Raw genomic sequence first — 25121 nt, forward strand, 5'->3', positions numbered from 1 at the left:
AACAGACATCTCCTTTCCCATCAGTGTGATTTACAGGTATAATCAGTACAGAAGATTGAGGTGAAACTATGTTTATACGTACAGAAAACTTTTCGCAATATGTTCGCGCTTATCCTATCGTGACATTCTTATTGGCATTGAATATCGGGATTTTTATATTGACGTGGATTCCCGGCATTGGGAACCAACTCCTTCTGTTCGGTATCGGCGATAACTTTTTAATCGCTAATGGAGAATATTGGCGCCTGGTCACCCCGATGTTTTTACATGGCGGGTTGACGCATTTACTGTTCAATATGTTTTCTTTATTCATTTTCGGTCCTGAACTAGAGAAGATCGCAGGGAAGGCTCGTTTTATTACGATCTATATGTTGGCAGGCTTGTTCGGCGATGTCGCCACGTACTTCTTGCAATCAGGAGACTATCGTCACTTGGGAGCAAGCGGTGCGATTTTCGGAGTGTTCGGCGCGTTCGGTGCGCTCGTTTATTATACGAAGCACGTCTTCCCGCAATTGAAGCAAGTGATTTTGCCGATCATCGTTATAAGCGTTGTCATGACATTTGTCGGGACGAATATTAATGTCACTGCACATATCGCAGGATTGATCACCGGTTTCCTCATCGGACTCAGTTATTTCAATCCAAAGAATATCGTCAGTTGGAGAAAGAAACGATAGATGAACAGAAAGCCAGACAAGTGATCTTGTCTGGCTTTTTCATTCTTTACTTTCCGTGGGATATTCATACCATAAAAGGAATTGCTCTGCTTGTTCTTGCGGCATGTGTCGGACCGCAGGAGCATCGACAGTCATGCCCGATTTGACATTGACCGTGACAGTGGCCACCTTTCTTCTGCGGTGGAAGTAGTTCTGATCTACCTCCATTGATTGGATACGATTCTTTTCCATAAACACGGTGTGTCGGCTTATGGACCGGAAGCGCATGGTCAACTGTTTGGGTAAGATTGAATAAGCTGCTGTCTTATATTGCCAGAGTCCGAGCCCCCACACGAATGGGAGCAACAATAACGATAATAAACCGTATGGGAATAAAAAGTACGAAGCGGCCGCCACGAGTACAAGCGTCAGGAAGAGCTTAAAGCGATAATAAAAACGTTTCCCCCGCGCATCCAGCACTTCCGTCGGCTCACCGAAATCCAAATTCGGAAACAACTCTTGCAGCGGCTCAATTATCCGATCACGTTTAGCCAATGGAAAAAGCTTGATACGCGCACCTTCCCCTACTCCCCCTGCACTGCTCAGAACGACGCTCGCATAACCAAATAACTGACGAAATGGATTCTCCACAATCGAGACATTTTGAACCCGATTCAGCGGAACCGTCACACGTTTTTTTTCGAGCAGTCCTCGCGTGATAACGAGATCATCTTTTTCCAACTTCACTTTAAAATCGTAATTCGCCAAGAAGGTCATCGCAACGGATAATAACCAAACCAGTATGAAACCTAGCAAAATCAGAATGCCGATCACAAACACGCCAAAACGAACGAATGATTCCAATTCGCCAAATAGCCAATCAAACGGGATGATTTCCTCGATTTGCGACAAAAATACGACGGCCCCCGATAAAATGACCCCAATTCCTCCCGACGTAGTTGCCAACATGAGCAAATCACCTGTTGTCATCGAAAAAACAGCGCGTACTGATCGTTCTGTTTCTTGCGTAATTTCACGGTCTCCGTGAAGCAACAATTCTTCATTTTCATAACGACGAGGAATCGGCCCTGTTATTTGAACTCGTTTCGCTCGCTGAATTTCCTGTTCAATTTGCTCGGCTGCGTCCTTCGTGATGGCGGTCAATTCCGCTTCTGCATCCTTGCCCGAAGCAGAACCCGCAGTTTCTACTTTCACTTTCACCAAATTAAATGGACGATGAAAAATCCCTTCCGTATAATCAAGGCTTTGTATACGGTCAAATGGAATATAGCGTTTTTTTCGCACGAACAACCCCGAAACCATCCGCAATTCCTGATCCTCAAACCAATAGTCAAAACGACGCCATTTGACGATACCCGCTACTAGTGTAGACACAAGTAGAATACCGAATAAAATCAGAGACCAATACTGAACAAACCAAGGTTGTGTAGACTCCCCTTTAAATCCGTTGGCAACGACCAAGATAACGAAAGGTGCGATCATATCTTTCAATGTTTTGACCGTTTCCACTACTGCCGTGATCCAATGCAATTTATAGCGTTGTTCAGACATCATCTTTCGCCACCCTTGCAAACGTGGAAATCCGATTGCGCAATTCATCCGCTTCCTCCGTCACCAAAGCGGGAATAGAATGGTTCGTTGCCGCGGTGGAGATTGTAATCGAAGCCAAACCATATTTACGCAAAATCGGCCCTTCCGCTGTATCCACATGTTGCACGCGAACCATTGGAATTAACGTCCGATTGACAATAAAAAGGCCATGTTGCAGCTCGATCTCTGCTTCACGCACTTCATAACGCCACCGTTCCCATCTAATTTTCGGGAATAGATAAATAGAGAAAAATGCATACAGCATGACAACCACTGCCGCTACTATACCTATCCAAATAGGCCATTCAAAGTAATACACGAGAAAACCGATGCCGATCGCGACGGCCATTAAAATTAAAGTTTGTATAATTCCATACAATCTCCAGACGGTCAGTCCTTTTCTTGAGATTTGATTTGCAGGTTGCTGTCTCAATCACATCTACTCCTTTCCACAATACCTACTATGTATACGAAATAAACTTGAAAACGTTTCATTCTGATTGATCATATCATAACATCTAAAAAAAAATCCGAACTGCTGGAAGCAAGTTCGGATTTTGAATACTCTATTTTTATCGTTCTGTACGGTTGCTGCGTGAACGGCTGTCTCTTCTGCCGCCGTCGCGTCCACCGCCACTGCTGCGTCGTGAACCACCAGTACCGCCGCTGAAGCTTCTGCTGCGTCCGCCTTGAGAACGTCCGCCGCCGCTACGGTTGCCTTTATAGCCACCACGGTTGCCGGATGAAGTTCTACGTGAAGGCAATGGGCGTTCTTCCGTAATAGTGACCGGTGTCTCATCTACATCTTTAGTCAACGAGCGAAGAGCTGCTGCCACAATGTCTTTTGCATCATACTGATCAAGCAATTGTGCTGCAAGTCCTGCGTAGTCTTCTAAATTATTTTGCTTAATTGTTTCTGATAAAGATTCAACCGCTATCTTCTTCTGTTCGAACAATGCTTCGTCAGATGTTGGCGGACGTAAAGGAGTCATACGCTTCTTAGTTGTTTCTTCAACTATACGAAGGTAGCCCATTTCACGTGGTGTGACGAAAGTAATCGCCATCCCGCTTTTACCTGCACGGCCTGTACGTCCGATCCGGTGAACATAGCTTTCTGGATCTTGTGGAATATCAAAGTTGTATACATGTGTTACACCTGAAATATCCAATCCACGTGCCGCTACGTCTGTTGCCACTAGAACATCAATTTTGTTATCTTTAAATTGACGCAAAACTGACATACGCTTTGCTTGTGTCAAGTCACCGTGAATTCCTTCTGCCAAGTATCCGCGGATGCTCAATGCATGTGCTAACTCATCGACACGACGCTTTGTACGACCAAAGACAATTGCAAGTTCTGGTTGGTGAACGTTTAACAATCTGGAAAGAACATCGAACTTCTCACGCTCATGTGCTTTAACGAAAAACTGTTCAATATTTTCGACAGTCATCTCTTTGGATTTAATCTTCACGATCTCAGGGTTTTTCATAAATGTTTCTGCGATTTTACGAATCGGAGCTGGCATAGTTGCTGAGAATAACAGCGTCTGACGCTCAGCCGGAACGCTCGCAAGAATCGTATTGATATCTTCGATGAATCCCATGTTCAACATTTCATCTGCTTCGTCCAATACAAGCGTTTGGACATTGTCTAGCTTCAATGTTTTACGGTTAATATGGTCCAAAATTCGTCCCGGTGTTCCGACTACGATGTTTGGATTGTTGCGTAGTGCACGGATTTGACGCCCGATTTCTTGTCCGCCATAAACGGAAAGAACTTTCGCACGGCTGCCGTAGCCCACTTTGTAGATTTCTTCGGATACTTGGATTGCCAACTCACGCGTAGGTGCAATGACTAATGCTTGGACTGCCGGATTTCTCGGATCAAGTTTCTCGATGATCGGAATACCAAAAGCCGCTGTTTTCCCTGTACCTGTCTGAGCTTGACCGATTACGTCTCGGCCTTCCATACCAAATGTAATCGTACCTTCTTGGATCGGTGTTGCTTCTTCAAACCCCATGCGTAGCAAAGCGTTTTGTGTTGTTTCACTAATATTCAATTCTGAAAACTTCGTCAAAATATTCAATCTCCTTTGTTTCTTCATTTGACAATTGGTTACATTTGCAAATGAAAGCGCGGCAATTCGAGCCATGTACTTTGAAAGTTGGGAGCCTTTCCGATATATCCATCTGGCGTTTGAAATCTCTAATGGAAGGATTCCTGCGGATGCAGAGGGGGCATATCAATTACATCTAGCGTAATTGTGTCCAGATTTATTATGCAGCACAATGCGAAACCTGTGACATACAAGGAAAGCTCAGTCCTTGCCGAGCGGTTGGATCGGCAACTCATTGCTAGTTTGCCTAAGTATCCACCGTTTTATTCAAAAAAAAGTACTCTTCACAAAACGGAAGAGTGCTGTTGTAAATGTATCCAATTCCTTTCATTAGTCTAACACGCATCACCCCGGACTGCAACGAATCAGCTTATGTTCCATTAATCAGTCTTCTGTCAAGAAGTTCAGCACCTTAGAAAACCACAAATCTCGGTCATCGCTATAGCAAATATGATGCTTTCCGCGTTCCGAATAAATCAATTTCTTATGCTCTGATCCAAGCTGTCTGAATAACACAGTAGCTGTGGAAGCAGGTACGATTCCGTCTTGTTCACCTTGTACGATGCAGACCGCCGTCCGCACCTTATGGTAATACGGTTTCACCAAACGGACGACACGCAAAAATTCAAGCGTCGCCCGCATCGGTGTATGTGTGAGTTTGTAATTGTACAAGTGGTAGAAAGAATCTGCGGGATAGCGACGCTGAATGGAAGATATCATCATGACATGTGCATCTTCCATCAATATCCGCGGACTTATGTATTTCGCTGCAGCGCTTAGCAACACAAGCTTTGCTATTGGATAACGCAAAGCCAAGTACATGGCGATTAAACCACCCATCGAGAAACCGATGACAATCACATGATCCACTTCTTTCTGCAACTTCTGTAACTCAAGCTCTGCCGCCATCATCCACGAAGCGGCAGAACCTTCTTGTAAACCGATTTCCAATTCATGTCCCGGTAAAACGGGAGACCTCACAATCCAATCGGTACGAGCATTCAAAAACTGCTTCAAGGGAGCGATTTCAAAAGGGCCTCCTGTAAATCCGTGAACAAAGAGCACGCCAGTCGTCACGGCGTTTCCTCTGCCAGGGCCTGGATGATTCGCTCTAACTCCATTCCTCTTGAACCCTTAAACAGCACGACTGTCTGTTCCGTCAATTTTGGACTAAGTGCATCCGTAATCAGTTCGACATCATTCGCAGTCCACATGATTTCACCCGGAAAGTCCGTCAGCTGATCCGCCAGCCATTTCATCCGTCTGCCGAATAGTGCGATGCCTTGCAGATCAAGCTCGTTCAAATCATTTGCAAGCCCTTCGTGGTAGTCTTGCTCTTCTTCCCCAAGTTCCAGCATATCTCCAAGAACAAGCCATTTATCTCGACGAACGGATGTATCCTTAATAAAACGGAACGCCGCCCGCATAGAAGTAGGTGCTGCATTATATGCATCGTTAATCAGCAAGGAACCATTAATTCCTTCTACGGGTTGCATGCGCATATCAGTCAGTTCAGTCTGCTCCAATGCGTTTTTAATTTGCTCATCCGTTAGCCCGAGTTCATCGGCAATGAGTATCGCCGCCAACGTATTTTTCACTTGATGGGCACCATAAACAGGAATCGTGAATTGTCCTTGCAATTTACCCCGAACGGCAAAAGAACTGCCTTTGTCGGTAGACTCAATTTGTTCCGCTGTCAAATCCGCTCGTTCGTATCCGAATGACATACTGCGCACTGCAGGCTGACTCGCAATAAGGTTCTGCAACAACGGTTCGTCGCCGTCATAAAGCAGCAATCCGTCTTTCTTCAGCCCATCGATTATTTCAAACTTCGCTTTCGCAATTCCTTCACGAGAGCCAAGGTCTTGCATATGCGCTTCCCCAATATTGGTGATCACCGCGAAGTGAGGAGCCGCAAGCGTTGATAAGAAAGAGATTTCCCCGAACCCACTCATGCCCATTTCAAGTATGGCAACTTCGGTTTCCTCTTCGACCGACAATAACGTCAGTGGAAGACCTAACTCATTGTTGAAATTACCTTCCGTCTTCTTCACTTTGAAATACGGAGACAACACACCAGCTAATAAATCTTTTGTCGACGTTTTACCATTGGAACCTGTTACGCCGATAATCGTACAGTTTAACTCTTGCCGATAGCTGCGTGCAATTTGCTGTAGTGCCAGTTCTGCATCCTCGACAAATAAAAGTGGCAGGTGAGCAGGCGGGTTGGGTTCGTCTTTCAGCCAGAGTGCGGCGACGGCGCCTTGTTCGATCGCACCTTCCACAAATTTGTGGCCATTCACCTGTTCCCCACGAAATGGTATAAACAAATCCCCGGCCTGGACTTGGCGGGAATCGATACATACGCCTGTTACAAGTTGTTGTGCAATATGCTGGCCATCCGCCTTCAACCACCGCTGTATTGTTGATAGATTTCGTTTCACGTTATATCCTCCGCTCAATCCATTGTGTAATGCAATTTCTGCTTTTCAGCATGGCGTTCAAATGCCAGCTCGATCAGTCGGTCGATCAGATCCGGATATGCAAGCCCGGATTTTTGCCAAAGCAATGGGAACATACTTGTCGGAGTAAAGCCCGGCAGAGTATTTACTTCATTGATCAACACTTCATCGTCTTGTGTCACGAAAAAATCTGCACGAACAAGCCCAGAACAATCGAGCACTTTGAATGCACGGAACGCCATGTCTTTCATATGCCGTGCCGTTGGATCAGAAATTTCAGCCGGTATTGATAATTCGGTGCTTTGATCCTGATACTTTGCTTCATAATCGTAAAACTCTGCGACCGGACGGATTTCACCTGCAACTGATACTTCCGGGTGATCGTTACCAAGTACCGCCATCTCGATTTCACGCGCTTGGATGCCTTGTTCTATAATGATTTTACGATCGAATCTCAGTGCCAGTTCGATTGCCAGTTGAAGTTCGTTTCGATCATCCGCCTTGCTGATCCCCACACTCGAACCAAGATTTGCCGGTTTAACAAACATCGGATAGGACAATTTCTGTTCTGCCTGGTCTAATAAAGCTGCGGCGTCCTCCTGCCATGCATTGCGAATGAAATGAATATATTCTACTTGAGCCAATCCGGCTTGAGCGAATAATTGTTTCATGACAACTTTATCCATGCCCGCTGATGAAGCAAGCACACCATTTCCTGCATATGGAATATTCAGCACTTCAAACAATCCCTGGACTGTACCGTCTTCCCCATTCGTTCCATGCAGAAGTGGAAGGATCACATCCGGCATATCCCCTTTTAAAAATTCCTCAATATGATCCGGTTGCGACACCCCTTCTTTTTTCAGACGCAACGTGTCGATTTCCGTGACCGGTCCTTCGAGCGGCTGACCTTTCAGCCATTCTCCTTGCAGCGTAATGTAAATCGGCAGTACTTCATATTTATTCAAATCCAGCGCCTGTGTAACTGCACGCGCTGTGGAAAGTGAAACTTCATGCTCCGCGGATTTCCCGCCATATACTAGCCCTAATCGTTTTTTCATACAATCTCCTCGCAATCCGTAGATTTGATTCATATAGTTTACCATGAAACGAGACTGTTCATGAACGGAAAACTAACGTTGGACATTCTTTTTACAAGTTATAGAAACCATTCATTTCACAAAGCGTCAATTAATAGGTGTACTTCTTAAAAACATTTACGATATAATAAGTGATTGTAATGAATATTGATAAAAGCTAGCAAAATGATGGCTATAGAAAAGGTGAGTTCGTAATTGAAACAAACAAACAGGCTAGGTGAACGATTCGACTGGACACTTGCCTTTATCATTATGTTATTCGGGGTTATTAGTTTAGTTGTCATTGGTTCTGCTCAAACTTCTGAGCAATATACTCAAAACTTTGTTATCAAACAAGTTACATGGTACGTTCTTGGATCGTTCATTGTCGCGATGGTAATGTACTTTGAACCAGATCAATATAAGAAAATTGCTTGGTATGTATATGGCTTCGGGATTTTCTTATTGCTATTCCTTATGCTTGCACCGGGCGGACCGGGTCAAATCGCAGAGATGCGCTATAGTGCGAAGCGCTGGCTTCACCTACCGGTTATCGGAACGATCCAGCCTGCCGAGTTTATCAAAACATTTTTCATTCTCGGGCTTGCACGGATGGTCAGCTCACATAATGAAAAAGTGTTGCATCGGACCTATCAATCAGATCTCAAGTTACTTGGTAAGATTGCACTCATGCTGGTCGTGCCATTGTTCTTCATCATGAAGCAGCCCGACTTAGGAACTTCTCTCGTTTTCGTCTCGATTACAGCTGCGGTCGTCATTGTGTCGGGTATTTCCTGGAAGTTGCTCGCTCCATTGTTTTCAATCGGAGCGGCACTGGCAGCAAGCGTGCTCTGGATGGCTATCTATGCGCAGGATTTCTTGGATAAAATCGGATTTTCCCCTTATCAATTCAAACGAGTGTACTCATGGCTTGATCCGTATTCCTATCCAACAGATGAGGGGTATAACTTGATCACGGCGATGACTGCTATCGGCTCTGGAGAGTTAACAGGGAAAGGCTTTCTTGGTCGTATTGTCTACATCCCTGAAAATCACACCGACTTTATTTTCAGCGTTATCGGTGAAGAATATGGATTTATCGGTGCTTGTGTCGTCATCACTTTATATTTTATTTTGATTTATCACTTAACCAAAGTGGCGCTTTCACTTCACGATCCATTCAGTGTCTATGTGTGTACAGGTATTATCGCCATGATCTCCTTTCACGTGTTCGAGAACATCGGCATGAATATTCAGCTGTTACCGATTACCGGTATACCTTTGCCTTTCATAAGCTATGGCGGTAGTTCCTTGTTCAGTAATATGCTGGCGATCGGTTTGATTTTCAGTATGAAATTCCATCATAGAACGTATATGTTCGCTTCAGACGATGAAGACTGATTATGCGTAAAAAAGAGACCTCCTTTCCTGACAGGTAGAAGTTGTGTAAACTGTACAGAAAAGGGGGAGTTTTTTATGCCAACATTACCAAATTGTCCAAAGTGTCAATCTGAATATACATACGAGGATGGAAACCTTCTCGTGTGTCCTGAATGCGCGCATGAGTGGACAGAGGAATCCATGGAAGAGTCTGATCACGAGAGCCTAGTAGTGAAAGATGCCAACGGAAATCTCCTGCAGGACGGAGACACGGTTAGCGTTATCAAGGATTTGAAGGTAAAAGGAAGTTCCACTGCACTGAAGATGGGGACAAAAGTGAAAAGCATTCGCCTGGTCGACGGCGACCATAACATCGACTGTAAAATCGATGGATTCGGCGCCATGCAGTTGAAGTCTGAATTCGTCAAGAAAATTTGAAGAATCCCTAATAAAAAGATCACCTCCGAGGATTCAGAGGTGATCTTTTTATCTTATTGCAAATTTAATTGGGTTGTACGGGCGGTGCTTGTACAGCAGGCGTCAGAGATTGAAGCATATCACTTCTCGATTTCGTCAACGTTGCGGAAACTCCAAGCTTTGCCAAGTTGGATATAATTTTCTTTATGTCCATTTCTTTAGCCATTCATCCCACCTCAACCTTCCTAGTTAATTATATAGACGCATTACCAGCTTATGAAGTTCTATTTTGATGATTAATTCTTATTATCCCTATTATACCACTGTGAAAGCATTTTAAATCTTTCATTTTTGTTACAGTTTCATTTATTTTGCAAGTATTTTGCATTGGAATATAAAATCTGAAGCAATGGAAAAACAGAACTTCTTCATTACTGATTGGTTGTAGATGTCATTTTAGTTCTCTCGATACTTGAACGCTATCCGCATTCATCGTACGATGTGAGAGAAACTAATTACTCAGAAAGCGGGTTACCTATGAAGAAAACGATTCTTTTATTGATGTCCGTCCAATTCTTTGTCTATTTGGGATTTGGCATTATTATTCCTATCTTACCCGAAGTCATCCTGGCTGAAGGCTATTCAGAAGTACATGTCGGAGGATTGCTGACCATTTACGCCCTTTCCTCTTTTTTCACGGCTCCATTATGGGGTTCACTATCTGACCGGACAGGCAGAAAGAAGCTGATCATGATTGGATTGCTTGGTTTTAGCGCAAGCTTCTTCTTGTTCGCAGTATTCATGCACCATTTACCGCTATTATACGTTTCACGGATTATCGGCGGCATCTTTTCTGGAGCTCTTTATACAGCGGTCACCGGCTTTGTAGCGGACTTAACTACAGAGGAGAACCGTAATAAATATATGGGGCTTCTCGGCATGTCAATCGGACTTGGTTTTATTTTCGGCCCTGCAATTGGTGGGATACTTGGTGATATACAGTTGCAAATTCCTTTTCTTGCATCGGGCACGCTGACACTTTTATTAACCGTTTATGCGTCCATCATTCTAAAGGAACCCGACAGACATAATTCTGCAAACAAACGGGCGATCATACCAAAAGGAGCCTCTACACTTTGGACGTATCGAATTCGCTATTTATTCATCACTTCTTTCATCATAACTTTCTTATTGGCAGGCGTGGAGTCGACATTCCAGTTGTTCCAAATTGATAAAATTCAAATTACGCCTTTGCAGCTCGGTTATTTGTTTATGGTCAGCGGTTTGGTGGATGCCGCAATTCAAGGCGGAGTCGTGCGCAGAGTAAAAAATGGAACAGAGACTTCCTGGATTATCGTTGCGCAAATTGTCACGGCTATTGGTTTGGCACTCATTCCGTTTTCAATGAACTTAATTTGGGCAGGTTTTGCGATGAGTGTCTTCACAGCAGGAAATGCGCTTGTGCGGACTGTTCTTGTCTCACTGACAACCAAGGAAGCAGGAGGTATGTATGGAACGGCTGCCGGTCTGTCCTATTCCATGGATAATATGGGACGGATCATCGGCCCATTGTTATTCACTTGGATTTTTACGATGGAGGCAGGGAATATGTACTTTATTTCCGCCATATTAGCGATCCTTTCGATTGGGCTCGTGTGGATTTTCCGAAAATCTACTCGTTCTTTGAAAAACGTAACGGAAACAGCCGTTTCTTGAAAGGCTAGGCAGGACGTACTCTCTAGTAATCCTTTCTTTTCCTACTAACTCCGTTATACTATAGAAATAGTATATAAATCTACGGGAGGAAGAATATGACGCAAGTGATTAGTTTGATTATCACAGGCACTTTGATCATTAACATATTTTTAGCAATTGCTTTGATCTTTTTAGAGCGCAGAGATCCAACCAGTACATGGGCTTGGCTTCTCGTCCTATTTTTCGTGCCTATCGTCGGATTCATCATTTATTTGCTACTCGGCCGCCAACTACGTGAAAAACATTTATTCCGCTGGGAAGGCAGGAGTAAGATTGGGATTGAAAGGCTCATCGATTATCAACTTGAAGCGATAGAGGATGAATCCTTTGAATTTTTGAAGGCAGACACTGAGCAATACCATGATATGATCTATCTCCATCTTCGTAATAATCATTCTGTTCTTACGCAAGATAACGATGTGCACATCTTTACGGATGGCAATGAAAAGTTTGAATCACTGCTGGATGACTTAGAACATGCTAAAGATCATATTCACATTCAATATTATATTTTCCGTTTAGATGGGATTGGACAAAGAATTGTCGATGTCTTAATACGTAAAGCTAAAGCAGGCGTGAAAGTTAGGATGCTGTTTGACGATATCGGTTCACGAGACTTACACGTGAATCATTTGCATGAGCTGACAGAGAGCGGCGGCGAAGTAGCTGCATTCTTTCCTGCCATTCTCCCGCTCATCAATCCCCGATTGAACTATCGGAATCACCGAAAGCTTGTCATCATTGACGGTCGTGTCGGCTATATTGGTGGATTTAACGTAGGTGATGAATATTTAGGACTGAGTAAAAAATTCGGTTACTGGCGTGACACACATCTGCGGATGGAAGGCAGTGCAGTTCATCCACTACAGACACGCTTCATCTTAGATTGGAATCAAGCATCTGCCAAAACTCATATTCAGTATGACGAGAGATTCTTCCCAGCAATACCACGCAAAGGTACAGTCGGCGTACAAATCGTTTCCAGCGGACCAGATTCGCAATGGGAAGATATTAAAGATGGCTACTTAAAAATGATATTCCTTGCTAAAGAGTATATTTACATCCAAACACCTTATTTCATTCCGGATACAAGTGTACTCGATGCATTGCGCATCGCTTGTTTATCTGGCGTGGACGTTCGAATTATGATCCCCAATAAACCGGATCACATGTTTGTTTACTGGGCAACATACTCAAATATCGGTATTTTACTCAAGGCAGGAGCAAAAGTCTATATTTACGAAAATGGCTTCATTCATTCCAAAATGATCGTCGTGGATGATCAAGTATCCACCGTCGGCACGGCAAATATTGATGTGCGCAGCTTCCGGCTGAATTTCGAAGTGAATGCTTTCATCTACGATCGCGAAAAATCACATGAACTGGCAGAAATCTTCGAGCAGGACATCCAACTCTGTACGGAGCTAACATTTGAGGATTACTATAACCGACCACGATTCATCAAAGTGAAGGAATCTGTTTCACGTTTGCTATCCCCTATATTATGAGAAAAATAGCCGGCAAAGGATATGTTCATCCTTTGCCGGCTATTTCATTAGTGAACTCCTAAATACTCTTCCAGTGTTATATTCCGCTTAAATATTTGCTCCGCTTTTTCCTTGCCAACATACCGATAATGCCAAGATTCATGCATATATCCAGTGATCTCTTCTTTTCCTTCAGGATAGCGAAGGATAAAGCCATACTGATTAGCATTTGCACCCAACCATTTCGCGGCTTCCGTATCGCCAAATGAAGTGGATGCCCAATGTTTTTCATGGTTGACTTCACCGATATCGAACGCCAACCCTGTCTGGTGCTCGGAATAACCCGGTCGTGCACTATAGCGGTCAGCTGCCTCCCGCCCATCCCTTTCTACGTACCGATTATACAAAGTAACTTGATAGTCATAAGAACGGTATGTACTGAATGCCTGTAAATTGATACCTGAGGTTGCGGCGGCGGCTGCCATTTCATCAAAAGCAGCTCTCGCTTCCTTACTTTCACCAGGTGCGAAATCCTTCGGTAACGGATATTGCTTACTGGCAATTAAAACTCCCTTAATATATTTAGGTTCAGCAGGCAATTCCTGTCCTTCTATATACCCTATTGGATTAGAAGGCTTCTTCTGTGCCTGTTCCGATTGAACCTTTGATTCTCCTTCTTTGGGGTCTTCTGCTGCGTTAGGCGCCTCTTTGACCTCTCTAAGAGGCGTTTCCTCAAGTTCGTTAGCTTTTTCTATTTCACTTTCCGTTGTTGCATCGTTATCTAGTTTGGGCTCGATTTCCTCAAACTCACTAGGCTGTTCAGTATTCCCTTGCAAGCTCTTAACCGCCCGTTCTACATTCCATCCATTCGCTCCGATCCAAACAACACTCCCTATTAAGAGAATAAATATCAGCCCTACTATCATATTCGTCCATTTAGTTGTTCGTTTACGTTTTTGAGTGGAAAATCTTCCTCTTTTTTTCATCCTACTTTACCCTGCTTTCTTTCTCTGAGTCGCCTATCAAACAAATCAATTACTATTCATCCTATACTCTTTTTATATAGTGTATCATCATTTTTCTTTTTAGTCTGTCTATGCTACCATTTAAAGAAATCTATCATGAGACTAATTGCGAGGTAATAAAATTGAATAATCAGCGCTGGCTCTCGATGAGTTTCTTTGCTTTTTTCTTTACATGGGGTGTTTTCTTGCCCTATTGGACTGGCTGGCTAACATCTGCGAAAGGGCTTTCCGTTACGCAAGCAAGTATTATTATGGGAGCAGGCATGATTGCACGCTCATTCTCGACCTTTTTTCTATTTCCATATGCCATGCGACACATGTCTCTTCTACGCGTAATACGTTGGACTACACTGCTTTCTTTTCTGATTGCACTAGCTTACTTACCTGAAAGTCCATTTTTCATTCTGTTTGGACTGACCGTCTTATTTAGTGCAGTTTATCCGGTCATTTTACCCGGCGTTGAAAGCGGAGCTTCTTTACTCATGCAATCAGAGCAAATCCATTATGGAAAAAGCCGCTCTTTCGGTTCGATTGGCTATACCGTCGCCCTTTTACTAATAGGTATTGTGACGGCTGTTTGGGATGAACACACCATCTTATACATGATGATTATCGGATTAGGCGCAGCCCTATGGTTCTTCTATCAAAACGCACCAGATGTCTTGCAGGCGCCGCCAACTTCTGCTTCGAACGAACAGAAAGGCCAATTACAAATTCTTTTTGCAAACAAACCTTTTCTCATTGTTCTATTCATCGCAATCTTATTGCAGGGAGCACACGCATCCTACTATAATTACGGATTCATTTTTCTGAATGACTTAGGCATCAACGGATTTTATATTGGGGTGATCCTCAATATTGCTGTTCTGTTTGAAATTTTGTTTTTTAGCCAAGCAGATCGTCTGTTTTCGGAAACCAAAACCTCTACAATATTTTTGGTTGCAGCTATCGGCTCCACAGTGCGATGGTTCTTGATCTTCCTATTTCCTATGACAAGTGTATTCGTTGCTACACAAGTACTGCATTCTGTTTCATTCGGCTTGGCGCATTTTGGGTTCATTCAATATATATCAAAAAGCTTGCCTCACAATTTAATCGCCTCTGCACAAGGTGTTTATGCAGCAGTTGCCATGAGTCTCAGCGTTGCAATTTTGACATTTCCCGCAGGTTATCTGTATGATCATACGCCTCGACTGGCATTCTTAAGCATGGCGGTCTGCTCTGTTGCCGCTTTCTTCTTAACTCTACGTTTCAAAGGAAGATTTATAGTCGAAAACAGCTAAGAGGAAAGGTCACTTCTTGAGAGCGCCTTTCCTCTTATTTTTATTCAGCAGAAAACTTCCATCGCCTTTAGGAATTGAGATGAATGCGGTTTTATTTCTTGTTTAGCAGCTGTCATAACATCCATATATAGATCAGAGTTCCTATTGAGGCAACCGCGAAGAACATCGACATCCACAACATCCATTTGGACTCACGTGCTAATCCCTGGTTTTTATACATGACCGCGCGTGATGCATTGGTTAATGTAAACATGATCAGCATGGACAAGATAGCGAACTCTAAATTTAATCGGATAATAAAATAAAGTGAGACGGCAGCAGAAGCCGCAATCGCCAAACCCATGATCCATTTCGATTTCATACGACTCTCCCTTTCCACTTTCGGCATCAAAAAAAGCTGGTATACGCCAGCTTTTCATGTACCCTATTTTTCTTCAGCGACTGGAGTATCGGTATGTTTATAATAAAACTTACGTCCTAGATACGTCTGGAATATTAGAAGCAATCCACCGACTGCCCAATATAACGGAAGTGCCGCCATGACAGTATAAGAAATGAACATAATCATGATGGGCGACATGTATATGAATAACTTCATTTGTTTCTGCTGCTGCTCCGGCATCGTCCATAACGATACGCGTGCTTGTACAAAATACACTGCACCTGCAACAAGCATCATAATGATATCCGGTTCTCCAAGTTTAAACCATAAGAACTCATGATTTTTCACTTCAGGTGGTGCATAAAGTATTGCAAAGTATAAACCCATGATGATCGGCATCTGAATAATAAGCGGCAGACAACCCATATTCAATGGGTTCACTCCGTGTTTAGAGTATAAGCCCATCATTTCCTGCTGCAACTTCATTTGCTCTTCTTTATCATTTTTCTCTTTGGACTCTTTCATGCGCTTCTGGATATCTTCCATTTCAGGTCGTAATGCATCCATTTTAACTTTCATATCTTGCTGAGATTTATAGTTCTTCAGCATTAACGGCATTAAAATCAAACGGATTGCTACGGTTATAATGATAATCGCAATACCGTAATTCCCATCAAACATTTCACCAAGATAATGAAGCAGCCACTCCATCGGCCGGACAAATGTGCTGTAGAAAAGACCTGTTTTATTTTCTACTCCAGAACAACCGCTCAAAAACACAGCAGTAATAGCCAGTAAACTTACGAGCCCTATTCTTTTTTTCAATGATTTCACCTACGCTATCTCAAACTATAGAAAATTATACAGCAAACAGCGTAAGATTTACAGCGAATCATCTTTTTTTATTGTAAATTGAAAGTAATTTCCGTCTAAATCTTTACGGAAACGCCGCGGGGTTACTCCCGTGTACTTTTTAAAAACACGGGTAAAATAACTTTGATTGCAAAAATGAAATCTTTCTGCGATTTCAGCAATCTTTTGGTCGGTAAAGCGTAAATAATACTGTACTTCTTCTATCTTACGAATCGTAATAAATTCCACTAATGTGACGGATGTGTACTCACGGAATATACGAGAAAGATGGCTCGTGCTTACACTAAATCGTTTGGCGATCTCTTCAACAACAAGTTGTTTCTCTACGTTTTCGTCGATGTACTGAATTACCTCATTTACTGTTTCATGTAAGAGCGAAGGTTTTTCTTTTTCTTTCAGCACATAGCAAAAGAATTCGATTAACTCGTCTCCAATTTCTTTCGCATTATCCACCGTCAGGTTTTGTTCTATTAATTCAATACAAGTGCCACTGAATGTAAAAGCATTTTCTTCATTTAAAATAGCCCTCACTTGCAATTGTCGAGTTACAATCGCTGAGAGTACGATGAAATGATATTGAATGACTTTAATTGAAAACCCAGGGGTGTACAACGCTAAGATTTGTTGGATCTCTTTGAGTGTATCGCGGGCCTTATCTCTTTCTAGAGCAAAAATCTGTTGTAGCAATTCCTCTTCTAGGCGAAAGAATGTTTTTGCTTCTTGGGTGCTGTTTTCTTTTTCCGCTGCATTGATTAATTCGAGACTTGAGGCTACTATTCTTTTGTTAGTCATGAGTATCACTCCACTCATTCTCTCTATCTCAGATAGTTCATGACGAGATATTATATGTAAATCATTTTACCTTATTCTCCAAATTTATCTACAGTTTCTAGATTTACTGATATATATAGATCAAAGCGCCCCTTCGAAAGGGACGCTTTTAGCATGAATATGATTAATTAGATTTGGTCTCTTTCGCTGCTTCATTCGTGGACTTGTCTTTGTTGTAGAGTGGCTCATTGTCTGAGGTGTTTTTATTCTTCTTGTAAAGGCCGTCTTTTTCCGAGGATTTCTTGTCTGGATCTTGAACTTCCTGGTTGTAATAGTGAACACTAGTTTGCGCACCTTCTGATACCATATTGTTGTCACCAAAGTCTTCTGGATCGGAATGTCCGACCTTTTCATCGGTCTGATCTACCAGCTTGTTGTTATTCATGAACGAATCCATTTTTTCCTTTAATGTACCAACAGTCTCCATTGCTTTGTCACGATTTTCTTTTTTACTGAAATATGCATATGCACCTGCTGCTAAGGTTGCTAATAATAATCCATTCGATTTTTTACCCGCCATGTATACCATCCTCCGTCTTAATTAATTGTAGTGCTTGTCTACTTAATCCTTAATATACCCGAGCAACATATTTTCAAACGTACCGCAGGACAGTTAGTTACTTAGCATTGAAATTTCTGCGACTGGTGGTTACCAACCGTTTCAATCGTGAATGCTAGACCCCGATGTCGACTGCACGATGTTTGGCTGCTACAATCTCATTATATTAAAACTTCTACTTGAAAGGAACTCATGTGCGCTAACCAAGTTGCCAGAATAGTATATTTCATTTTCATGACATCGTAGTTTTGAGACGACTAATTTGATATACTATATGGAAAGAATGACAGGAGTGAGACCACTATGATCAGACAAATGACATTAGAAGATATTCGAGATGTTCAATATATCGCCCTCACTTCGTGGCGACATACGTTCCAAGATGATATTCCCAGTGAAGTTCTTGAGGAATTTATTAACCGCTCTTATTCCGAGTTAATGTTACGAAAACAACTAGAAAAGACGACTATCTTAATCGCTACAGACCTGCAAGGGCTTCCTGTAGGATACTTAAGCCATACTCCGATCGACGAAGACGGGGAGTGTGAAGTGACAGCTCTTCATGTACTCCCATCACATCTCGAGAGTGGCTATGAAGAATTATTACTCAATGCTGCGTTAGATTTGTTACATTCCGCACAGCGAATCGATGTATATGTAGATGAACGTGCAAATGAACTACAACACTTCTACGTAGATCACGGGTTTCTTCACGTGGAGTCTTTCCCTGAGCTATTTGAAGGAATTCCTGTTGAGACTATCCACTATTCGTTGCCGGCTAGGCAGCCTGTCTATATGTAAAAACCCTTTTCTTTAAAGAAAAGGGTTTTTTTATGGGTTTCCTCAGCTCATCCAATTCGTCTGACTGGCTTCAGATGCATCGTGTGACAGCTCAGGTGCCAGTGGATCCTTTTTCGTGAAACAAAGGATTCCAGCAATATAGAGTAGAATCGATGGCAGAGAAATGATACCGCCAAATAATCCCGCTATGATAAATAAAACTCCAGCCGCTTTCGGATTGGCATTGTTCCAAATCTTTACGGTCCCTATAATGTTCAGCACGAGACTGATGAAAGCTGCAATGACCAGAATCCAAATGAATATAGAAAATGACTCAACGAATCCCATTAACATATCGACTTCAGAAGGTGTCAATGTTCCATCACTAGCCATACCTAGACGAATTTCCTCTTGTATTTCTGGTTGAGAAAACCCCATTTTCAAAAATACTCCCACTAACACAGATCCTGCCAACCCAATAGTTGTCAAAATAGCCGCTATAATAGAAAGCACTCTTTCAGCCGTTCTGTTAATCATCTCCACATCATCCTCTTCTTCAAGTTTACTTCCCTCCCATTTATACGCTAGGGAAATGAAAAAGTTTCAAAAAAGCGATGTGGGTCATCTACTGAAAAGTTAAATGACATAGCAACATTTTTTACTCACTGTTAATTTCATTCCAAGCGATTGCAAAACTTAAGCCTTAACGTCGTTGTAGTCCTCACTACGGTCAAATGCATTCACTACGTAAGAACAAACCGCTTTCATCTTCAATCCTTTGTCGCGTGCATTTACCGCTGCTTGGTCGAGTAGCTTTTTAGCGATACCTTGACCGCGTAATGAATCATCTACAAAGGTATGTGTCATTGTCATGATGCCGTTTTCTTCTGTCCATTCGATCTCAGCTGTCACTTTACCATTGTCTTTATGCTGATAAGCGTATTTATGTCCGCCTAATTCCACAAGATCCAAATCCAACTTTTCAGGCAAATTCATATCTTTATTTCCAGTCATGCAAATCTCTCCTTTGTAGTTTCATCTCATACTCTTTAACCTACCACTATTGTAACTTAACTAAACAATGATTTGAGCGAATCTGCCATATTTCTGAAGAACTCTTTTACTTTCTCCCAGAAACTCGGATCGATATCTCCCAGTTTGTCTTTGATTTTAGACGCCATGTCGGTTAGCTGTTCATTTAGCTTTGAAAAATCGATATCCAGCTTTGAAATTCGATCCATGAGATCAATCAATAACTGACGGTCAGCATCACTTAATTGGATATTAAGCTTCTTCAGCTGTTCATTGACAATTTTCTCGACATCTTCTTTCGTTGCAGGCTTTTGCTCGGCAATTTGCTTTTTAATATCGGTCAGCAATTGAGCCACTTCATCTTTATCAACGCCTGCTTTTTCAGACAGCTTTGTCGCAAGATTCAATTCATCATTTGCTGTATCCGTACGTTCCGTGTCCAATACTTCCCCGGTCACTTCGTACGCCTTATAAATACCGACAAGCGCGGAATGGCCTGACACTTTTTTCGGAGACGCCACTTCAACGACTGCGTCCTCAATACCTGCTGTTAGCATTGCGGTAGCATACATGTCGGCAGTCACTTGTGTGATGTTATCTGGCGTCACGATATTAATGACGAGACCTTCGCCTTCTTCCTGCCTAGTGATCTTCGCAGAAGAATACATACGCGCGTTGCGGTCTCCGCCTGGTATATATTTAATTAAGTCATTACCGTCTACCGTCAATTCCTCAACTTCAGCTTCCCCCGCCACATTCAAATCCTTTTTGACGCTAGCCTTTTCGCTTTCGGATAAATTTGCACCATAGACGACAATCGGCACACCTAATTTTTCATTGATCACGTCATCTGCAAAAACAGCTGACGGCATGATGACGCCAACCATTAATATGATTGATAATAACAATGACAATCCTTTTTTCATACAATTTCTCCTCCTTGTTCTATACATATAGATACGATGAGGCAATTCAAAAAGTTGCGTCTGTCTTAAGACTTCAATGTAGTCCAGCCGTCCTGTTGCACGACTCGTCCTTCTTTCATCAATTTTCCAAGCGCGCGTTTAAATGAACCTTTACTCATTTGGAACATCTCATCAATCTCATCAGGAGACGATTTATCGGTAAATGGCATCTTGCCGCCTGCCTCTTCCAAGTAGGACATAATTTGTTCGCTATCTGTTTGCAGGCGATCCTGCTTCCTCGGCAATAATGAACCATTCAAGGTCCCGTCATCGCGTACCCCGATGATTCGAAGGTCCACTTCTTCACCTAATCGAGGTTCTTGCTGACGCTCTGTTTCATGAACGAAAATGCGGTACAAATCTTCCGTTAAGAAGAAAGATCCTACAGGCAGTAGACGATAGGCTCTCGCTTTTAGATTCTGATTGTATAAATCTTCATCAGCAATTGTAAAATGCTCCTGTACACGTTCCTCGGTAACTAAGCGACCAAATAAATTTCCACCCGGATCGGTACGTAATGTCATGTATAATTGATCGCCTGGTTGCGGCCAAAGCTTTTTTAACTGTGGAAAATCAGCACGGTTAACTAGTACTTCAAAAGATGAACCGATGTCCACGTAGGCGCCTTCTTCTCTTTCAAGTCGAATGACTTTTGCCCAGCCAAATGTATCGACTGTGACAGTCGGTAGCTGTGCAGTTGCCGTTAATTCACCTCTTCGGTTGATATAGAGAAAAACTTCTACTTGCATGCCTTCCTCTAAGTCCGGTGCTTCCGAAAGATTCAAATAAATTTCTTCCCCGTCTGCATCCAGCACCCATCGAGATCCTTCCTTTCGAAGGATTTCAAGTTTTGCAAGCGTGCCTGATTGTAATTGCGTCATGAATGACCGTCCTTTCTAAAGTGCTCTTCTTTTTAATTTTTTTATAAACTCAGGATCTTGTTCCAATGTCTCCACTAAATCCGTGATGCGATCCATTGCATTCCAGCTGAGATGATGTTCAATTCCTTCGACATCCCCGTAGATGTTCTCTTCTTCCACCCCGATGATTCGAAGGAACTGTTCGAGTAGTTCATGACGACGCACAAGCTTTTTCCCAAAACGCAATCCTCGCTCAGTCAGGGCAAGACCACGATACCGTTCATAATGCACATACCCTTCCCGATCTAGTCGCTGCGCCATTTTCGTCACAGACGATGGAAGCACGGAAAGCGCCTCTGCCACATCTGACACACGCGCTTCCCCCCTTGCCTCCAATTGTAAATAAATTTGTTCAATGTAATCTTCCATACTTGGTGTAGCCAAGACATCGCCTCCTAGTTTAAATGCAAAGACACTTTAACTTCATGCCTCCAGCGGATGTCACAGATTTTTAAGGGAGCTTTTCGAGTGAGCTCAATAAATTTCTGAACACAATTATGCCTCGGCGCAATTGATATTCGTCTTAGAAGTTTAGGAATTAGTGGGTTGGGTAAATTAACTACACAACAAAGAAAAGAGGTGATGTAAAATGGCTCGTTTACTATGGCTTGTTATTGTAGTCTTAATAGCATTATGGGTAATCGGATTAGTTGCAAAGATCGGCGGCGGATTTATTCACCTTCTTCTTGTAGTGGCAGGAATCATCTTCATTCTTCAGTTACTCACCGGAAGACGATCGGTATAGTGAATAGTAAATCTCAATTAATGCTCGCTCTGCGTTCAGGTAATTCTTGCGTACAAACATGTATTTTGCAAGTCTTTTCCATTCGCGGAGGGAGCATTTTTACGTAGAATTCCTTCCAGTTCGAAACCTGCACGCATTGCTACTGCGAGTCCCTTACTGTGCTTCTCATCACAATGAAATTCCACCCGCTCTGCTTGCAATTCATCAAAGGCAAAAGCTACAATTTCTTTGACCGCTTCCGTCATATAACCTCGCCCCTCAAATTTCGTATCCAGCCAGTACTCCAATTCAAACTTACGAATCCGCCAATCAATTTGATGTAATCCTGCACAGCCGATAAATTCGCCTGTATCTTTTAAAAACAAGTTGAAACATAAGTTCTTTCTGCTAATAAATTCAGCAACCGTTTGACGAACATGCTCCTCTGTTCTCTCAATTGTAAGATCGTGTTGTGCCCATTTTGTCCAGCGCCGCAAAGTCGGTATTGAACGTGAAACAGCACCCCATACATCCATTGCGTCATTCAACTCTGGCGCCCGAATCAGTAAGCGTGATGACTCGAACTGTTCTTTGAAATCCGGAATGCTTTTTTCGTAAAAGTCACGATCTTCCCAATGCACAGGGGTTGTTGTGCCTGCTATATAATCTTCCCGGGTCATCCCATAAGACACTGCGTCATAATAGGTATTCTCTTTAGGGAAAAACCAAGCTTTCCGCAAATGAGCTTCTTTGACGAAACCCGCACGCTCAAAGGCTTTACGCATCGCCGCATTATCGTGGCGGGTATGTCCTACTATACGATTTTTCTGTTCAGGCAGCTCGAACACGTACTGCGTCAGCTTCTTCAGCGCACGCGAACCATATCCATAACCTCTGAAACGATCCGCAATTCGCAAGTCAAACAACGGAACATCTTCTTGTAAATCATAGACTTTGACAATACCCACTTTTTCATCTTCATTATTCTCTATCCAGAACGTCTTCACGTCATCGGATGCATAGCCGCCTTCTTCTATCGACTTTTCCAATAACTCACGCCCGGGCTCGCTAATATCATGATATGGCCAGGAGTTCGTTGTCATAAACTGAATTAGTAAATCTTGTTCCTCTATCGTCCATTCTTGTAAGCGCATCAAAATTCCTCCATCATGCTCGCTCTTTAGCAAGCATCTCACTGCACAGTTCAATTACATCGTGTGTTGTTCCTCAATTGCATGTTCATACGCAATCTTCACCAAGTCAGCAACATGCTTATCTGCTAAAGCATAGTATACCATTTTTCCGCGTCTTTCCGATTTCGCCAATGAATGTTCACGCAAATACCGCAAGTGATGGGAAGCTGTAGCCGACGAAGATTGAATAACAGCTGCTACATCACAAACACACATTTCAGATTCCAATGTCAGGGAATATGCAATCCTCAGCCGCGTTTCATCGGCTAACGCTTTGAATATTTGTACCATTTCCCCTACATCCGGAAGCTCGTTTTGAATTTTCCGCACAACGTCCTCGTGTACGATCGTCACGTCACATGAATCTGTATTCGCCACATTTCCACCCCATTCCATAGACTGTAGATTATGGTCATTATATAGAACATACTAAGTAAAATCAATTTACTCAGATAGGAGTTTGATCATCCTATCCATTGGTTTTATCCTCATTCACTCCATGGATCTTCTCATACAGTTCATCTTCAGTTGATATGTCTGCCAATTTAACTTTGGAACGATATGCCGCCCGAATGATCACATGTCCAGCGACTGGTGCTGTCAAAAAAACAAAAGCTATCCCCAGCAATAACCGCACACTAATGAAATTTTCAGCGGCAAGGAAGTATACAAAAGCACCCGACAGAGTCAAAAGCACTGCGAGTGTTGAGCTCTTGGTCGCGGCATGCGATCGGGTATAGACATCCGGCAGCCGGATCAAGCCAAAAACACTGAGGATACTCGCGACAGCTCCGGTCAAAATCAACAATGCACCTGCAAATTCACCCATCTCGCTTACGCTCAACGATTTTCCCCCTCTCAATGAATTTAGAAAATGCGATCGTCCCGATGAACGAAAGAATACCGAGAATCAAAATAGCTTCCAAGAATGCTTTCGTATTCATCATGACTGACACGACAGCAATCGTCGCAATCAAGTTCACGCCAATCACATCTAGTGCCACGACCCGGTCCGGCAACGACGGACCTAAAATAATCCGAATGACCGCCACTAAAATAGTCAGCGCGAATAAAGTGACAGATATTGTCAGCATACCTGTAATCATCGTGTCACCTCCATAATCGCCTTCTCAAAGTTCTTCAATTGCTTGATGAGACCTTCTCGAGATTCTTCTACGTCCATCGCGTGAATGTACAATTCATTTCCAGAGTGTGAAACCTCCATTACGACGGAACCTGGCGTCAGCGTGAGCAACATCGACAGCATCGTTACTTCTACATCACTCGTCAAAATCGTTTCATACTTAAAAATCCCCGGTTTAATCCGCAATGTTGGTCGCAAAATCTGAGAAATGACAACCACACTGGACTGAGTCAATTCCCGAATGAAGATGAGCAGGAGCTTACAAGCTGCGTACACTCTGCGTAAATAAAAATGCATGCCGAAAAAACGGCTCATAAAAAAGATGATGCCGATTCCGACTAAAAACCCCATAAAAAACGTTGTGAATTTCAATTCATCTTCATCTATCAGAGTCATCCATAAAAATGCGATGAATAAATTCAGCAATAGCTGGACTGGCATGCCGC

General features: G+C 42.7%; 30 protein-coding genes. 8 read left to right on the plus strand and 22 right to left on the minus strand.

Annotation, left to right across the window (positions count from 1 at the left end; genetic code table 11):
• Nucleotides 1-68 precede the first annotated feature (68 nt).
• A complete protein-coding gene (locus H7J92_RS07155) occupies nt 69-677 on the plus strand; it encodes a rhomboid family intramembrane serine protease (protein ID WP_009498870.1) in 609 nt (202 codons plus the stop codon).
• Nucleotides 678-716: 39 nt separating this feature from the next.
• Here the strand turns inward: H7J92_RS07155 and H7J92_RS07160 are convergent, their stop codons facing one another.
• The 6 genes from H7J92_RS07160 to H7J92_RS07185 form a co-directional block, all read right to left on the minus strand.
• Nucleotides 717-2231 carry a PH domain-containing protein gene (locus tag H7J92_RS07160; RefSeq protein WP_176132588.1) on the minus strand — a complete coding sequence of 505 codons (1515 nt, stop codon included), beginning with the start codon at nt 2229-2231 and terminating at the stop codon, nt 717-719.
• Nucleotides 2221-2700, minus strand: a complete 480-nt coding sequence (locus tag H7J92_RS07165; RefSeq protein WP_221836218.1) for a PH domain-containing protein — start codon at nt 2698-2700, stop codon at nt 2221-2223. Before H7J92_RS07165 ends, H7J92_RS07160 begins: the two co-directional genes overlap by 11 nt.
• A gap of 139 nt (nt 2701-2839) precedes the next feature.
• The gene (cshA, locus tag H7J92_RS07170) at nt 2840-4345 is read right to left on the minus strand and encodes a degradosome RNA helicase CshA (protein ID WP_221836220.1); all 1506 of its coding nucleotides are present in this window, start codon (nt 4343-4345) and stop codon (nt 2840-2842) included.
• Between the two features lie 423 nt (nt 4346-4768).
• On the minus strand, nt 4769-5461 hold the full coding sequence (locus H7J92_RS07175; protein ID WP_221836223.1) for an alpha/beta hydrolase: 693 nt from the start codon (nt 5459-5461) through the stop codon (nt 4769-4771).
• The gene (locus tag H7J92_RS07180) at nt 5458-6828 is read right to left on the minus strand and encodes a UDP-N-acetylmuramoyl-tripeptide--D-alanyl-D-alanine ligase (protein ID WP_221836226.1); all 1371 of its coding nucleotides are present in this window, start codon (nt 6826-6828) and stop codon (nt 5458-5460) included. Before H7J92_RS07180 ends, H7J92_RS07175 begins: the two co-directional genes overlap by 4 nt.
• A 14-nt stretch (nt 6829-6842) precedes the next feature.
• Nucleotides 6843-7907: a D-alanine--D-alanine ligase gene (locus H7J92_RS07185; protein WP_040759897.1), complete on the minus strand. Its 1065-nt coding sequence runs from the start codon at nt 7905-7907 to the stop codon at nt 6843-6845.
• 234 nt (nt 7908-8141) lie between these two features.
• On the opposite strand from H7J92_RS07185, the gene H7J92_RS07190 reads away from it, so the two are divergent.
• A complete protein-coding gene (locus H7J92_RS07190) occupies nt 8142-9326 on the plus strand; it encodes an FtsW/RodA/SpoVE family cell cycle protein (protein WP_281250676.1) in 1185 nt (394 codons plus the stop codon).
• A gap of 75 nt (nt 9327-9401) precedes the next feature.
• Nucleotides 9402-9743 (plus strand): zinc ribbon domain-containing protein YjdM, encoded by a 342-nt coding sequence (locus H7J92_RS07195; protein WP_009498879.1) that lies wholly within the window; start codon nt 9402-9404, stop codon nt 9741-9743.
• Between the two features lie 64 nt (nt 9744-9807).
• Here the strand turns inward: H7J92_RS07195 and H7J92_RS07200 are convergent, their stop codons facing one another.
• Nucleotides 9808-9948, minus strand: coding sequence for an Lmo0850 family protein (locus tag H7J92_RS07200; protein WP_009498880.1), 141 nt, complete (start codon nt 9946-9948; stop codon nt 9808-9810).
• Nucleotides 9949-10259: 311 nt separating this feature from the next.
• Here H7J92_RS07200 and H7J92_RS07205 point away from each other — a divergent pair, with 311 nt between their 5' ends.
• Complete coding sequence (locus tag H7J92_RS07205) at nt 10260-11438, plus strand: MFS transporter (RefSeq protein WP_009498881.1); 1179 nt, start codon at nt 10260-10262, stop codon at nt 11436-11438.
• A 95-nt stretch (nt 11439-11533) separates the two neighbouring features.
• Nucleotides 11534-12985 carry a cardiolipin synthase gene (gene cls / locus H7J92_RS07210; protein WP_078818259.1) on the plus strand — a complete coding sequence of 484 codons (1452 nt, stop codon included), beginning with the start codon at nt 11534-11536 and terminating at the stop codon, nt 12983-12985.
• Nucleotides 12986-13032: 47 nt separating this feature from the next.
• Here the strand turns inward: cls and H7J92_RS07215 are convergent, their stop codons facing one another.
• Nucleotides 13033-13950, minus strand: a complete 918-nt coding sequence (locus H7J92_RS07215; RefSeq protein WP_078818260.1) for a M15 family metallopeptidase — start codon at nt 13948-13950, stop codon at nt 13033-13035.
• A 161-nt stretch (nt 13951-14111) separates the two neighbouring features.
• Here H7J92_RS07215 and H7J92_RS07220 point away from each other — a divergent pair, with 161 nt between their 5' ends.
• Complete coding sequence (locus tag H7J92_RS07220) at nt 14112-15272, plus strand: MFS transporter (protein ID WP_343228077.1); 1161 nt, start codon at nt 14112-14114, stop codon at nt 15270-15272.
• Between the two features lie 112 nt (nt 15273-15384).
• Here the strand turns inward: H7J92_RS07220 and H7J92_RS07225 are convergent, their stop codons facing one another.
• The 4 genes from H7J92_RS07225 to H7J92_RS07240 all read right to left on the minus strand — a co-directional run bounded on the left by H7J92_RS07225 (nt 15385) and on the right by H7J92_RS07240 (nt 17878).
• Nucleotides 15385-15633, minus strand: coding sequence for a hypothetical protein (locus H7J92_RS07225; RefSeq protein ID WP_221836231.1), 249 nt, complete (start codon nt 15631-15633; stop codon nt 15385-15387).
• A 63-nt stretch (nt 15634-15696) separates the two neighbouring features.
• Entirely contained in the window at nt 15697-16479 is a 783-nt protein-coding gene (gene yidC, locus H7J92_RS07230; RefSeq protein WP_078818263.1) for a membrane protein insertase YidC, read from the minus strand.
• A gap of 57 nt (nt 16480-16536) precedes the next feature.
• Nucleotides 16537-17319 (minus strand): AraC family transcriptional regulator, encoded by a 783-nt coding sequence (locus H7J92_RS07235; RefSeq protein ID WP_176132589.1) that lies wholly within the window; start codon nt 17317-17319, stop codon nt 16537-16539.
• 163 nt (nt 17320-17482) lie between these two features.
• On the minus strand, nt 17483-17878 hold the full coding sequence (locus tag H7J92_RS07240; RefSeq protein ID WP_245799530.1) for a hypothetical protein: 396 nt from the start codon (nt 17876-17878) through the stop codon (nt 17483-17485).
• Between the two features lie 342 nt (nt 17879-18220).
• On the opposite strand from H7J92_RS07240, the gene H7J92_RS07245 reads away from it, so the two are divergent.
• The gene (locus tag H7J92_RS07245; RefSeq protein WP_009498889.1) at nt 18221-18718 is read left to right on the plus strand and encodes a GNAT family N-acetyltransferase; all 498 of its coding nucleotides are present in this window, start codon (nt 18221-18223) and stop codon (nt 18716-18718) included.
• A 42-nt stretch (nt 18719-18760) separates the two neighbouring features.
• Here the strand turns inward: H7J92_RS07245 and H7J92_RS07250 are convergent, their stop codons facing one another.
• From H7J92_RS07250 to mntR, 5 genes are all read right to left on the minus strand, one after another.
• Entirely contained in the window at nt 18761-19234 is a 474-nt protein-coding gene (locus tag H7J92_RS07250; RefSeq protein ID WP_221836234.1) for a DUF4064 domain-containing protein, read from the minus strand.
• 159 nt (nt 19235-19393) lie between these two features.
• Nucleotides 19394-19711 (minus strand): GNAT family N-acetyltransferase, encoded by a 318-nt coding sequence (locus H7J92_RS07255; protein WP_009498891.1) that lies wholly within the window; start codon nt 19709-19711, stop codon nt 19394-19396.
• Nucleotides 19712-19767: 56 nt separating this feature from the next.
• On the minus strand, nt 19768-20655 hold the full coding sequence (locus tag H7J92_RS07260) for a DUF1002 domain-containing protein (protein ID WP_078818269.1): 888 nt from the start codon (nt 20653-20655) through the stop codon (nt 19768-19770).
• Nucleotides 20656-20720: 65 nt separating this feature from the next.
• Nucleotides 20721-21575, minus strand: a complete 855-nt coding sequence (locus tag H7J92_RS07265) for a CvfB family protein (RefSeq protein WP_078818270.1) — start codon at nt 21573-21575, stop codon at nt 20721-20723.
• Nucleotides 21576-21590: 15 nt separating this feature from the next.
• Entirely contained in the window at nt 21591-21998 is a 408-nt protein-coding gene (gene mntR, locus H7J92_RS07270; RefSeq protein WP_078818271.1) for a transcriptional regulator MntR, read from the minus strand.
• Between the two features lie 205 nt (nt 21999-22203).
• Between mntR and H7J92_RS07275 the strand changes: the two genes are divergently transcribed.
• Nucleotides 22204-22359, plus strand: a complete 156-nt coding sequence (locus H7J92_RS07275) for a lmo0937 family membrane protein (protein WP_139366021.1) — start codon at nt 22204-22206, stop codon at nt 22357-22359.
• A 35-nt stretch (nt 22360-22394) separates the two neighbouring features.
• On the opposite strand, the gene H7J92_RS07280 is transcribed toward H7J92_RS07275, so the two are convergent.
• The 5 genes from H7J92_RS07280 to H7J92_RS07300 form a co-directional block, all read right to left on the minus strand.
• Nucleotides 22395-23492: a GNAT family N-acetyltransferase gene (locus H7J92_RS07280; protein ID WP_078818272.1), complete on the minus strand. Its 1098-nt coding sequence runs from the start codon at nt 23490-23492 to the stop codon at nt 22395-22397.
• A 54-nt stretch (nt 23493-23546) separates the two neighbouring features.
• On the minus strand, nt 23547-23927 hold the full coding sequence (locus tag H7J92_RS07285) for an ArsR/SmtB family transcription factor (RefSeq protein ID WP_009498897.1): 381 nt from the start codon (nt 23925-23927) through the stop codon (nt 23547-23549).
• 73 nt (nt 23928-24000) lie between these two features.
• Nucleotides 24001-24375, minus strand: a complete 375-nt coding sequence (locus H7J92_RS07290) for a Na+/H+ antiporter subunit G (RefSeq protein WP_040759905.1) — start codon at nt 24373-24375, stop codon at nt 24001-24003.
• Entirely contained in the window at nt 24353-24637 is a 285-nt protein-coding gene (locus H7J92_RS07295; RefSeq protein WP_009498899.1) for a Na(+)/H(+) antiporter subunit F1, read from the minus strand. Before H7J92_RS07295 ends, H7J92_RS07290 begins: the two co-directional genes overlap by 23 nt.
• On the minus strand, nt 24634-25116 hold the full coding sequence (locus tag H7J92_RS07300) for a Na+/H+ antiporter subunit E (protein WP_009498900.1): 483 nt from the start codon (nt 25114-25116) through the stop codon (nt 24634-24636). Before H7J92_RS07300 ends, H7J92_RS07295 begins: the two co-directional genes overlap by 4 nt.
• Between the last annotated feature and the right edge of the window lie 5 nt (nt 25117-25121).

Source organism: Sporosarcina aquimarina (genome assembly GCF_019748715.1).
In the GTDB taxonomy this organism is placed as follows: Bacteria; Bacillota; Bacilli; order Bacillales_A; family Planococcaceae; genus Sporosarcina; species Sporosarcina newyorkensis.